Source organism: Kibdelosporangium phytohabitans, assembly GCF_001302585.1.
GTDB classification, from domain to species: domain Bacteria; phylum Actinomycetota; class Actinomycetes; order Mycobacteriales; family Pseudonocardiaceae; genus Kibdelosporangium; species Kibdelosporangium phytohabitans.
In genome coordinates this window covers 3074233-3086652 of record NZ_CP012752.1, presented here as the reverse complement: position 1 = coordinate 3086652, position 12420 = coordinate 3074233, and the positions used below count along the sequence as shown (strand labels likewise).

At 68.6% G+C, this 12420-nt stretch carries 9 protein-coding genes; 6 read left to right on the top strand and 3 right to left on the bottom strand.

Annotated elements, in window-relative coordinates; genetic code table 11:
• The first annotated feature begins 2 nt into the window (after window positions 1-2).
• Window positions 3-1361 (top strand): glycoside hydrolase family 27 protein, encoded by a 1359-nt coding sequence (locus tag AOZ06_RS14345; protein ID WP_054289850.1) that lies wholly within the window; start codon window positions 3-5, stop codon window positions 1359-1361.
• A gap of 41 nt (window positions 1362-1402) precedes the next feature.
• On the opposite strand, the gene AOZ06_RS14340 is transcribed toward AOZ06_RS14345, so the two are convergent.
• The 3 genes from AOZ06_RS14340 to AOZ06_RS14330 all read right to left on the bottom strand — a co-directional run bounded on the left by AOZ06_RS14340 (window position 1403) and on the right by AOZ06_RS14330 (window position 5397).
• Window positions 1403-2080: a PP2C family protein-serine/threonine phosphatase gene (locus tag AOZ06_RS14340; RefSeq protein WP_054289849.1), complete on the bottom strand. Its 678-nt coding sequence runs from the start codon at window positions 2078-2080 to the stop codon at window positions 1403-1405.
• A 111-nt stretch (window positions 2081-2191) separates the two neighbouring features.
• The gene (locus tag AOZ06_RS14335; RefSeq protein ID WP_054289848.1) at window positions 2192-3994 is read right to left on the bottom strand and encodes a Xaa-Pro dipeptidyl-peptidase; all 1803 of its coding nucleotides are present in this window, start codon (window positions 3992-3994) and stop codon (window positions 2192-2194) included.
• Window positions 3995-4038: 44 nt separating this feature from the next.
• Window positions 4039-5397 (bottom strand): MFS transporter, encoded by a 1359-nt coding sequence (locus AOZ06_RS14330; protein ID WP_054289847.1) that lies wholly within the window; start codon window positions 5395-5397, stop codon window positions 4039-4041.
• Between the two features lie 170 nt (window positions 5398-5567).
• On the opposite strand from AOZ06_RS14330, the gene add reads away from it, so the two are divergent.
• The 5 genes from add (at window position 5568) to AOZ06_RS14305 (ending at window position 12418) form a co-directional block, all read left to right on the top strand.
• Window positions 5568-6572 carry an adenosine deaminase gene (add, locus tag AOZ06_RS14325; RefSeq protein WP_054289846.1) on the top strand — a complete coding sequence of 335 codons (1005 nt, stop codon included), beginning with the start codon at window positions 5568-5570 and terminating at the stop codon, window positions 6570-6572.
• A 140-nt stretch (window positions 6573-6712) separates the two neighbouring features.
• Complete coding sequence (locus AOZ06_RS14320; protein WP_054289845.1) at window positions 6713-8023, top strand: hypothetical protein; 1311 nt, start codon at window positions 6713-6715, stop codon at window positions 8021-8023.
• Window positions 8020-9003, top strand: a complete 984-nt coding sequence (locus AOZ06_RS14315) for a glutamate ABC transporter substrate-binding protein (protein WP_054289844.1) — start codon at window positions 8020-8022, stop codon at window positions 9001-9003. The genes AOZ06_RS14320 and AOZ06_RS14315 overlap by 4 nt, the downstream gene beginning before the upstream one ends.
• A gap of 2 nt (window positions 9004-9005) precedes the next feature.
• A complete protein-coding gene (locus AOZ06_RS14310) occupies window positions 9006-10187 on the top strand; it encodes a hypothetical protein (RefSeq protein WP_054289843.1) in 1182 nt (393 codons plus the stop codon).
• A complete protein-coding gene (locus AOZ06_RS14305; protein ID WP_054289842.1) occupies window positions 10184-12418 on the top strand; it encodes a serine/threonine-protein kinase in 2235 nt (744 codons plus the stop codon). The genes AOZ06_RS14310 and AOZ06_RS14305 overlap by 4 nt, the downstream gene beginning before the upstream one ends.
• The last annotated feature ends 2 nt before the right edge of the window (window positions 12419-12420 follow it).

Below are 12420 nucleotides of genomic sequence, written 5' to 3'. Positions count from 1 at the left end.
CAATGCTGAAACGACCCCTCACCTACCTGCTCGGGGCGGTGCTCGCGATCAGCGTCGCGACTCCGGCCGCACAAGCCGGTGACCGGGAGCGCATCGCGGAGAAGCCCTACATGGGCTGGAGCAGCTGGAGCATGCAGGCCAGCAAGTACCCGGGTCTCAACCCGAAGGGTGACTACAGCTGGCTCAACGAAGCCAACGTCATCAAGCAGACCGACGCGATCGCCTCGAAGCTCAAGCGCTACGGCTACGAGTACGTGAACATGGACGCGGGCTGGTGGGCCGACTGGAGCTGGAAGTTCGGCTATGACGCGTACGGCCGCCCGACGCCGGACAAGGAACGGTTCCCGCGTGGCATGAAGTGGATGGCCGACTACATCCACCACAAGGGGCTCAAAGCAGGCATCTACATCCCGGTCGGCCTGGCCAAGGGCGTCTACGACGGCGGTGACTTCCCGGTCAAGGACGCGCCCGGCTGCAGCACGCACGACCTGGTCTACCCGGATCTGCGGACCACCAACGGCTGGGACAGCTCGTACAAGATCGATTTCTCGAACCCGTGCTCGCAGGAGTACATCGACTCGATCGCGCGGATGTTCACCGACTGGGGCTACGACTTCCTCAAGATCGACGGCGTCGGTCCCGGTTCGTGGAAGAGCGGCCCGCAGTACGACAACCGCGACGAGATCGCCGCCTACCGCAAGGCGTTCGACCGGACCGGCCGCGAGGTGCACGTCGAGATCTCGTGGTCGATCGACATCGGCCACATCGAGGACTGGAAGAAGTCCTCCAACGGCTGGCGGATCGACACGGACGTCGAGTGCTACTGCGAAACGCTGGTCACGTGGGAGAACTCGGTCAACGACCGCTGGAAGGACCTGCCGCCGTGGATCCGGCACTCCGGCCCCGGCGGCTGGCACGACCTGGACACGCTCAACGTCGGCAACGGTGAGATGGACGGCCTGACGCCGGACGAGCGCTACAGCTACGCCACGTTCTGGGCGGTCACGTCGTCCCCGCTGTACGTCGGCGACGACGTGACCAAACTGGACGATCTCGGCGTGAAGTTGCTGACCAACCGCGAGGTGCTCGCGCTCAACCAGCAGGGCCGCCCGGCCAGGCCGGTCGATCCGAACACCGACCAGCCGGTGTGGTGGGCGCGCAACAAGGACGGCTCGTACACCGTCGCGTTGTTCAACCTGGGCTCGGAGGCCAAGACCGTGCGGGCCAACTGGAAGGACTTCGGCTTCGGCGGTCGCAGAACGGTCCGCGATGTGTGGGCGGACCGCACGCTCGGCCGGTACGCGGACGGGTTCGAGGCCACGATCCCGCCGCACGGCACGAGACTTCTGAAGGTCTGGTAACAACTGAGAAGAACGCCGGTACGCGCGGTACCGGCGTTCTCTCATGTCCTGGACGTGATCAGTACCGCGGTCGCGTTGTCCGTGCCACCGAGCACCATCGCGGTGTCGACCAAGGTGGACACACGGGACAAAGCCGTGGTGCCTTCCTCGGCCAGGACACCCTGGATGACTTCCGGTGACACGACCTTGTGCACGCCGTCGCTGGAGAGCAGCAGGCTCTTGACACCGGTCACGCTCGTCCGGCCGACGCGCTCCTCGGACGTGGTCCGCAGCGAGTTGGTCACCACGTGTTCCATGCGTGGCGTGGGGACCGTGTCATGCAGCCGGAAGTACTCGGCCATGGTCTGGTCGCTCGTCACTTGCTTGAGTTCGATGCCGTCCCACACGTAGGCGCGTACGTCTCCTACCCATGCGATGTCGTAACCGTCTTCGGTTGGCATCGCGACGACCAGGAGCGTGTCAGCGCCCGTGTTCAGGGCGTCCAGTGCTCGCTGGGCGGCGAGCACTGCCTCCACTGGGCCCGCCGCTGTCGACGTGCGGGCCGCTACGTCCGAGGCGACACGGGCGGCTTCGCCTGCCCACATCGTGTCGCCGATGCCGTCGGCGAGCGCGAAGACCACGCTGTCGCCGTCCATGGACGCGCCCACCGCGTCCGCGTTGAACTGCCTGCCGCCCTGGCGGCTGGCAGTGTCCCAGCTCATCACCTCGTTGCGGAGCATGTCGCGCCCTCCACCTCTGCCACCGCGGCCCCCGACAGCCGCTGATGACTCCAGAGTCCTCTGACCAGCTGAACAACAGCTGAGGACGCGACATGCCCGCGCCGTGAAAACTCACAGCGCCTCGCGCAGCGCTCGCTTTCCGCCGAGAATCGGCAGGTCAAGGCGGGTGTCGTCGACGTCGAGGGAGATCCCGGCGCCCGGTTTGGGGCGCAGGGTGTAATCGAAGTCACTCGACAGCAGCACGAACTCGATCTTGTGACCGGCGGCGACCAGGTAGTCCTTGGGCTCGAACCGCACCTCGACCGAGTACTCGCGGCCCGGCGTGACCGGCAGCGTGAGCCACGGGCTGAGCCGGTTCTGCGGGTCGGTCCAGCCCCGGGTGATGATCTTGCTGGTGCCGTCCGGTGCCCGGTCGACGAGCAGCGCGGTCACGTTGGCCGCCGGGCGGCTGAACGAGGTGCGCAGGTCGACCTTGCCCCGGCCGGACAGCCGGATCGCCTTCTTGGTCGTGCCCGTCGAGTACGACAACCGGTTCGCCGAGCTGGCGGCGTCCACCAGGCTCTCGGCGGTCTTCGTCGCGTCGTCGGTCAGCGACTCGGTGACCGAGCGGTGCGTCGGCGAGGTGCCGAGGGTGCCGCGGGAGGCGCCGCCGGCGCCCAGGTACAGCGAAGCCGGCGAGGTGCCCGGCGCGGGCCACTCGGCTTCGTCGACCCACGACTTGTCCTCGCGCTGGATCGTCGCGCGCGGTTCCTTCTCCACACCGTTCTGCTGCTTGTACAGGTAACGGGTGAACCAGCGGTTCAGCGTGACCAGCCATTCGTCGCGGCGCAGGCTGTACGGGTCCGCGTGCCCGGACTGGTGCCACCAGATCTTGTGCGGCACGCCGACCTTCTTGATCGCCTCGTACCACTGCTCGGCGTGCAGGTCCTTGACGTTCCAGTCGTTGAGGCCGTGCACGACGAGGGTCGCGGCGCGGACCTTGTGCACGTCCTTGAGGTAGTTGCGCTCGTGCCAGAACGGGCTGTAGTCACCGGTGATCCGGTCCTGCTCCCGTTCGATCTCGTCCAGCACCGGCTTGCAGATCTCCTGGTCCGCCCTGGTGTAGACGTACCTGGCCAGCACGTCGAGGTCCTCGCCCTGGAACGTGCCCGGCGCGACCACCGCGCCGTCCTGGCGGTAGTAGTCGTACCAGCTGGAGATCGCGGCGATCGGCACGATCGCGTCGAGGCCGCGGACACCGGTCGTGGCCACGGCGTTGGGCAGCGTTCCGTTGTAGGACACGCCCATCATGCCGACGCTGCCGGTCGTCCACTTCGCACTGACCGGGGCGCCCGCCGCGTCCTTGGCCCGCGCGCGGCCGTTGAGCCAGTCCACAACGGACTTCGCGCCGATGGTCTCGTTGCGGCCGCCGGAGGTCGGGCAGCCGGTCGACTGCCCGCTGCCCAGCGACTCCCCGTACACCACGGCGAAGCCGCGTGCGGTGAAGTACTGCTCGTAACGCCACGTGATGGCTGGGTTCGGGCCGATCGCGGCGGCGACCCGCTCGTCACCGGCGGTGCCGTTGCGGTGACGTCCCGGCCACGTCGGGGAGTTCAGTTCGACGTCCACGTTGTGGTTGGCGACGTCGTTGCCGCCCGCGTAGTACGGTGACGCCTGGTACACGACCGGGACCTTGAGCCCCTGCTCGGTCGCTCGCGGCCGGACCACCTCCACGTGCACGAGGTCGTCCTTGCCGTCACGGTCGCTGTCGACCGGCGCGGTCACCCAGAGGCTTTCGCGCACGACATCAGCCGGGTCGAACACCGGCTGTGCTTGACCGTCCTTGAAAACGGGCCCCTGCGCGGCATTTGCCACGGAAGGGATTACAGGCAGTGCCACGGCAACCGCTGCCAGTACGGTCACTACTCGCCGCACGACAACCCCTCACTACGAGTTCGGAACACGACAGCCTGAACCCTTCATGTGTCGTCTTGACCAGTCAAGACGCCGGAAGTCGCATTCTTGCCCTTGTCCTTCTTTCCCGGGGCGGCCTTGAGCGCTGTCGCGAGCAGCGCGCCCGCGATCATCACCGCACCGACCACCCACAGCCCGGTCTTCTGCGAACCGGTGAGGTCCTCGAGCCCGCCGGTGATGTACGGCGCGGCGAACCCGCTGACGTTGCCGAGCGAGTTGATCAGCGCGATCCCGCCCGCCGCGGCCGTCCCGGCGAGGAACGTCGACGGCAGCGCCCAGAACGTGGGCAGCGCGCAGCAGATCCCGATCGCGGTGATGCTCACCGCGACCATCACGGCGAAGGGGCTGCCCAGGTACAGCGCGACCGGGATCGCCACGCCGCCAACGATCATCGGCAGCGCCACGTGCCAGACCCGTTCTCCCGTCCGGTCGCCGTGCCGCGCCCAGAACACCATCGCGATCCCGCCGAGGACGTACGGCACCGCGGTGATGAGTCCACGTTCGACGATCGAGAACGTGGTGCCGAACTGCTGCTGGAACCCGGCGATGATGCTCGGCAGGAAGAACCCGAGCGCGTACAGGCCGTAGACGTTTCCGAAGTAGACGAACGCCAGGCCGATGATCCGGCCGTGTGTCAATGCTTTGCGCAACGGCCAGTGGTGCTCGCTCTCCGTCGCGGCCCGCTCGGCGTCGAGCTGCGACTGCATCCATTTGCCCTCTTCCGGGGTGAGCCATTTGGCCTCGGTGGGGCGGTCGGTGAGGAAGAACCACGTGACGAACGCGAGCAGGATCGCCGGGATGCCCTCGACGAGGAACATGAACCGCCAGCCCGCGAGGCCGAACACGCCGTCGCCGTGCCGGATCAGCAACGCCGAGACGGTCGCGCCGATCGCGCTGGAGATCGGGATGGCGACCATGAACCACGCGACCATCCGCGCGCGGTAGCGAGCCGGGAACCAGTATGTGAGATAGAGGATGATGCCGGGGAAGAAGCCCGCTTCCGCGACACCGAGCAGGAACCGCAGGATGATCAGCACGGTCGCGTTGGGCACGAACGCGACCGCGGTGGCGATCACGCCCCAGCTGATCATGATCCGGGCGATCCACCTGCGCGCGCCGAACCTGTGCAGCGCCAGGTTGCTCGGCACCTCGAGGATGAGGTAGCCGATGAAGAAGATCCCCGACGCGAAGCCGAACGCGGTCGCGGTGAGCGACAGCTCCTTCGACAGCCCGGCGGGCCCGGCGAAGCCGATGTTGACCCGGTCGAGGTAGTTGACGAAGTACAGCAACCCCAGGTACGGCACCAGCCGCCGAGCTGCCTTACGCCACGTGACGTCCCCGAATGGCCGCTCCAGTGAGTCCATTGTGGCATCCCAGTACCGAAAACCCTTGACGTCAACCCTATGCTGAGGTTGTGCCGGAATATCCGTTGTACGGGGAAGACCACGAGCGGGGTGACCTCGCTCCATAGCCTGGACCGCGCCCGCAGCACACGTGTGTCCACTTCCCGGCTATCCCAAGGATTTCCCGAGTCATGAAAGACTTCGTCTCCGCGCTGCCCAAAGCCGAACTGCACGTCCACCTGGTGGGATCCGCGTCGATCCCGACGGTGCTCGAACTGGCCCGCCGCCACCCCGACGGGGGTGTTCCCGTCGAAGAGCAGGCGCTGAAGGACTTCTACGAGTTCCGCGACTTCGCGCACTTCATCGACATCTACATCAAGGTCAACGCGTTGGTGCGCACCGGCGCCGACGTGCTGGCGCTGCTGCTGGGCCTCGCGCGTGACCAGGCCCGTGACAACGTCCGCTACTCCGAGGTGACGGTCACGCCGACCTCGCACCTCGCGATGGGAATCGAACCGGACGAACTGACCGACACCCTCGACGAGGCACGCAGGCAGGCGCGTGCACAGTACGGCGTCGAGTTCGGCTGGATCTTCGACATCGACGGTGTGCTCGGCAAGGACGGCGGCCCGCAGACCCTGGACTGGGTGCTGAAGCACCGCCCGGAAGGCACCGTCGCGCTCGGTCTCGGCGGGCCGGAGGTCGGCGTGCCGCGCGAGTGGTTCCGTGAGCAGTTCGCGGTCGCCGCGGACAACGGACTGCGCTGCGTCCCGCACGCGGGCGAAACGACCGGCCCGGCGACGATCTGGGCGGCGATCAACGAGCTGCACGCCGAACGCATCGGGCACGGCACGAGCGCCGCCCGGGACCCGAGGCTGGTCAGCTACCTGGCGGACAACCAGATCCCGCTCGAGGTCAACCCGACGTCCAACATCCGCACCAAGGCCGTCGACGCGATCGAGAACCACCCGCTGCCCGAACTGGTCGCCGCGGGTGTGCCGGTCGCCATCGGCACCGACGATCCCGGCATGTTCCACACCACCCTCAACCAGGAGTACTTGCTCTGTCACGAGGTGTTCGGTTACGACCGGGACCAGCTCGCGGATCTCGCGAGCACGGCCGTGCGGGTCTCCTATGCCCCTGACGAGGTCAAATCCGCGATCCTCGAGGAGATCTCCGCGGTCAACCGATCCTGATCGATCACATCGGGGCACCGGTGTTGCTGCGATCCGGGCTCAACCCTTAACACCTCGGGCTACTGTGGGGATCATCACCGGCAACGGGGAGTCGACCGGGTAGAGGGGTGGGGTTGCGGCATGGTCGTAGGTGACCCTGGATGACGATCACCAACTATCGAGCCGCCCGCAGCAGACCGTTACGCCAGGTCACGGAGCTGGCACGGACCACACCCGGTGTGCTCGGCGCGCTCGCGCTGCTGCTTGTCGTCGTAGGTGTGACAGCGGGTGTCTTCACCGCTGTCAGCGTGCAGCGGCGGGCACAGGCGTTGGAGGACCTGGCCACCAGGAGCGGCCCGCTCAGTGTCGCCGCGCAGGAGATCTACCGGAGCCTGTCGGACGCGGACGCCACAGCGAGCGGGGCGTTCCTGGCGGGCGGTCTCGAACCGCCCGCCGTGCGCGCCCGGTTCGAGCAGGACATCGCCCAGGCCAGCAACGCACTGGCGATCGCCGTCGCGGCCCGTGAACCCGCGGACGTGACGGCCCCGCACAGCCCGCTGACCACGCTGTCCGGACAACTGCCCGTGTACACCGGCCTGGTCGAGACGGCCAGGGTGAACAACCGCCAAGGTCTGCCGCTGGGGATCGCGTACCAGCGTGAGGCCTCCAATCTGATGCGCACGCAGTTGCTGCCCGCCGCGCAACAGCTCTACGACGACGAGATCGGCCGCGTGTCGGCCGACCAGAACCGTGCGGGCGGGTTCCCGTTCGCCGAGTTGCTGCTGGGCCTCGCGGTGCTGGCGGTGCTGGTCGTCGCCCAGATCTACGTGCGGCGGCGGACCAACCGCGTGTTCAACGTCGGCCTGGTCGCCGCGACCGTGGCGGCGGTCATCTCGCTGGTGTGGGTGTCCGTCGCGGCGTTCAGCGTGATCTCGAGCGTGGACGACAGCCGGATAGACGGCTCCATCCAGGTCGATGTGCTGGCACGGGCCCGGATCGCGACCCTGCAGGCACGCGGCGACGAGACGCTGACCCTGGTCGCCCGCGGCACCGGCAAGGTCTACGAGGACGACTTCGACCAGGTCACCAGGTCGTTGAGCGGGTTGCTCAACGAAGCCGTCGGCAAGGCGACCGACGGCGCGGTCTCGGCCAAGGTCACCTCGGCGCGGTCGACCACGGACGAATGGCTGCGCGCCCACGACGAGCTGCGCAAACAGGACGACGGCGGCAACTACGCGGCCGCGGTCCGGCTCGCGATCGCCGCGGTCCCCGAGGGCACCGCGGCGGCGTTCGACAAGCTGGACACCGACCTGCGCGGGGCGATCGATCTGACCAGAGCCGCGTTCAACGCCCGGATCCGCGACGCGAACGACGCCCTCGGTGGCACAGTTGTGGTGGTGTCGCTGCTGGCTCTTGTCGTGGCAGCCGGGGCAACGGCGGGGCTTTGGCAGCGTCTCAAGGAGTATCGATGAGACACGCACTGGTATTGGCCGCGGCCGTGGTGACGGCGGGGACGCTGCTGGCGGGCTGCACGTCGAGCACGGGCACGACGACGATCCCGTCGGTCACCGCCGCGGTGCCGCGGCCCGCGAACGCCGCGGACGTGACGGTGCCGCCGTCGGCTGCCGCGCAGGAATGCGGCGACAAACTGGCAAGCCTGCGGCCCTTGAACCCGATGCCCAAGCCGGGCGCGATGCCCGGCGGCTCGACGATGGCGAAGATCGTCCAGCGCGGCAAGCTGATCGTCGGCGTGGACCAGAACACCTACAACGTCGGCTTCCGCGACCCGTTCACCGGCGACATCCAGGGCTTCGACATCGACATGGCCCGCTCGATCGCGGCCGCGCTGTTCGGCGACCCGAACGCGATCCAGCTCCGCGCGGTCACCTCCGACCAGCGGATCCCGATGCTGAAGTCCGGCGAGGTGGACATCGTGGTGCGCACGATGAGCATCACGTGCGACCGGCTGGTCGACGTGAACTTCTCGGCGGTGTACTACGAGGCGCAGCAACAGGTGCTGGTGAAGAAGAACTCCGGCTTCACCGGGATGGAGTCGCTCGGCGGCAAACGGGTCTGCGCCACGAAGTCGTCGACGTCCCTGCGCAACATCGCCAACGCGCCGTCGAAACCGATCGCGGTGTCGGTGTCGGACTGGACCGACTGCCTGGTGATGCTGCAGCAGGGCCAGGTCGACGCGGTCTCCACCGACGACGTGATCCTCGCCGGGATGGCCGCGCAGGACAAGTACACCGCGGTCGTCGGCTCGTCGGTGGCCGCGGAGCCGTACGGGATGGCCATTCCGAAGCAGAACGTGGATTTCGTCCGGTTCGTCAACGGCGTGCTGGAGCAGGTGCGCACGAACGGCACCTGGGCGAACTCGTACGGCCGTTGGCTCGACGGCCTGATCCCCGGACCGCCGCCGGCCCCGCCGGTGCCCCGGTACAAGGACTGACCGTGCTGAGCCACGAGGAGGCCGGCCGTGCGCTGCGGCGGCTCGATGAGGAAAGCGACCGGATGGCCGACGCGCTGGTCGCGATGGACACCCACGCCGGTCACCAGCTGCTGCGCAACGCCGCACTGAAAGGCCTGACGAAACGCCGGTGGACCGAGACGAGCGCGACGATGACCGTGCTGTGGGAGCAGTTCAACCTGCACCGCCGGATGGTCGAGCTGGCCAAGGACCTCCTTGCCCGCAGGGACATCGGCGCGTTGACCACGGTGCTGACCGACCCGGTCGTCGAGCTCAACGCCCAGCAGCTGCCGATCGAGCAACGCAGCCTGACCGGTCCCGCGATCGTGAGCGAACGCGTCACGATGACCGAACTCGTGGAACGGATGAAGGCCGCCTACAAGGCGATAACGGAAGTGCTCGCCGCCGCGGACACGGCGTGGACGACGACGATCGGGCAGATCGACCCGCTGGAGACGCAGCTGCGCACGGTGTCCGCGCTGGCCACGTCGCTCGGCGTCGACGACCCCGCGCTGGCCGGGATCGCGCGGGACCTCGGGCACATCAGGGAGCTGGCGCTGGCCGACCCCATGGCGCTGGACGCGGGACAGTCCACGCAGTGGTGGGACCGGCTGGCGGGCGACCTGGAGGACGTGCGGTCGCGGCTGCACCGGCTGTCGTCGGCGAAGGACACGTTCGACGACCGGATGGCCCGGATCGAGGCGCTGCTCGGCGAGGTCGGCGGCGCCTGCGACGAGGCCGAAGTCGCGTACGCCACCGTCATGCAGAAGATCGCGTCACCAGGGTTGGCGCGTCCCAACGATTCCACCGGGCCGCTGCGGGCACGGCTGACCGAGCTGCCCCACCTGTGGCGGGCGGGCCAATGGCGTGAGCTGGCAGCGGGCCTCGAAGCGCTCGAACGGGACTCCACCAGCGCGCTGGCCGAGGCGCGCACGCAGCTGCGCCTGGTGACCGGGCTGCTCGACCGGCGGCTGGAGCTGCGCGGGCGGCTCGAGGCGTACCGCGCCAAGGCGAGCAGGCTCGGGCACGCGGAGGACCTCGACCTGACCGAGCTGCACCGGACAGCCCACGGCGTGCTGTACACGACACCGTGCGACCTCCCGGCCGCGACGCGCGCGGTCAACCGCTACCAGCAGGCACTCCAGGAAAAGAGGACCGCGTCATGACCAGCTGTCCGCGCTCGGGGTGCAAGGGGGCGGTGGACGAGGACGGCTTCTGCGACCTGTGCGGGCTCGAAGCCCCGGCGTCCTCGGCGACAGCGTCCCCCGGATCCATGTCCACGCCCACGTCTTCGTCGGCACGGACCACCACGGCGAGCCACCCGACGGCGTGGACCACGCCCAGCAGCGGCAGCGGCGCCACCGCCCGTTCCCGCCGCGGCTCGACCCGGTCGACCAGGCGCGGCCTGCTCGGCCGGGGCATCGTGGAAGTGCCGAGCGTGCCCAAGCGCGACCCGCGCGAAGCCGTCATGGACAACCCCGAAGTGCCCGAGAACAAGCGGTTCTGCAGCAAGTGCGGCACGAAAGTGGGCCGTGGCAGGGAAGGCAGGCCCGGCCGGGTCAGCGGGTTCTGCGCCAAGTGCGGGCACCACTTCGACTTCACGCCCAAGCTGGCGCCGGGTGACATGGTCGCCGGGCAGTACGAGGTGCTCGGCTGCATCGCGCACGGCGGGCTCGGCTGGATCTACCTGGCGCTCGACCGCGCCGTCGACGACCGCTGGGTGGTGCTCAAGGGCCTGCTCGACACCGGTGACGCGGACGCGATGGCCGCCGCGATGGCCGAACGCCGGTTCCTCGCGCAGGTCGAGCACCCGAACATCGTGCGGATCATCAACTTCGCCGAGCACCAGCACGACGAGACGACCACCGGCTACATCGTGATGGAGTACGTCGGCGGCGAGTCCATCAAGGACATGGTCAAACGGCTGCGCACGCACGGCGACCAGACCGCGTGCCTGCCGCTGACGCAGGCGATCGCGTACACGCTGGAGATCCTGCCCGCACTGGGCTACCTGCACGGCATGGGCCTGGTGTACTGCGACTTCAAGCCGGACAACGTGATCCAGGTCGAGGAGCAGCTCAAGCTGATCGACCTCGGCGCGGTGCGGCACGTCGACGACGAGAACAGCCCGATCTACGGCACGACCGGCTACCAGGCGCCGGAGGTCGGCAAGGAACTGCCGTCGCCGGTGACCGACGTGTACACCGTCGGGCGCGCGCTGGCCGTGATGACGTTCCCGTTCGACTTCCACGCCACCTACAAGACTTCGCTGCCCGGCGCGGCGGAACAGCCGCTGCTGGCGGAGTTCGAGTCGTACTACCGGCTGCTTCTGCGTGCCACGCACAAGGATCCGGCACAGCGTTTCCCGTCGGCCGAGGAGATGCGCGACCAGCTGGAGGGCGTGTTCCGCGAGGTCGCGGCCGCCGGGGACGGCCAGCCGCGGGCGGGCATCTCGGTCGAGTTCACGCCGGAGCGCCGCAGCTTCGGTGTCGCGCTGACCGCGCCCGGCCTCGCAGTGATCGCGGGATCGCTGCCGATCCCCAGGATCGACGCGTCGGACCCGGGCGCGGCGTTCCTCGCCGGGGTCGCCACGAACAGCACGCGGGAACTGGTGGACGAGCTCAAGGCCGCGCCGGTGCAGAGCGTGGAGGTCAAGCTGCGGCTGGCACGCGCGTACATCGAACTGGGCGACCACGCCGCGACGAAGACGCTGCTGAACACGACCAAGGTCGAGCCGGGCGACTGGCGGCTGGGCTGGCACCGCGGCCTGGCGGCGCTCACGGCGGGCAGCGCGGATCAGGCGCGGATGGCGTTCGAGAGCGTGTACGACATGCTTCCGGGTGAAGCGGCTCCCAAGCTGGCCATCGCGGCGTGCGCGGAGGCGTCCGGCGACGTGGGCGACGCCGACCAGTACTACCGGACGGTGTGGCGCACGGATCGGTCGTACATCAGCGCCGCCTTCGGCCTCGCACGGGCGTTGCTGGCCAAGCAGGAGCGCGGCGAGGCGGTCGACGTGCTCAACTCCGTGCCGGACACGTCGAGTCACCACGTGGCTGCGCAACTGGCGGCGATCCGGGCGCGGACAGGCATTTCGCGGTCGGACGGGCTGAGCGAGCAGGATCTCGTCGCGGCGGGCGGGCAGCTGGCGGGGCTGGAACTCGACGACGCCCGGCGCGCCCACGCGTCCCGTGACCTGCTGGAATCGGCTTACTCCTGGGTCCGTGGCGGGCCTGCCGGGGCATCTGGAACGGTGTTGGGATGCCGGCTGGTCGAAGACGATCTCCGGCGCGGCCTGGAAAAGTGGTATCGGACCCTGGCCCGGCAAGCTCCCACTCGCCGGGAGCGCATCGCGCTGGTCGACCATGCCAACCGGATCCGGCCGAAGACCTGGATCTGAGC

Coding starts and splice junctions, on each gene's coding strand:
- AOZ06_RS14345 (WP_054289850.1), top strand. CDS start 3: ATGCTGAAACGACCCCTCACCTACCTGCTCGGGGCGGTGCTCGCGATC.
- AOZ06_RS14330 (WP_054289847.1), bottom strand. CDS start 5,397: ATGGACTCACTGGAGCGGCCATTCGGGGACGTCACGTGGCGTAAGGCA.
- AOZ06_RS14320 (WP_054289845.1), top strand. CDS start 6,713: ATGACGATCACCAACTATCGAGCCGCCCGCAGCAGACCGTTACGCCAG.
- AOZ06_RS14340 (WP_054289849.1), bottom strand. CDS start 2,080: ATGCTCCGCAACGAGGTGATGAGCTGGGACACTGCCAGCCGCCAGGGC.
- AOZ06_RS14315 (WP_054289844.1), top strand. CDS start 8,020: ATGAGACACGCACTGGTATTGGCCGCGGCCGTGGTGACGGCGGGGACG.
- add (WP_054289846.1), top strand. CDS start 5,568: ATGAAAGACTTCGTCTCCGCGCTGCCCAAAGCCGAACTGCACGTCCAC.
- AOZ06_RS14305 (WP_054289842.1), top strand. CDS start 10,184: ATGACCAGCTGTCCGCGCTCGGGGTGCAAGGGGGCGGTGGACGAGGAC.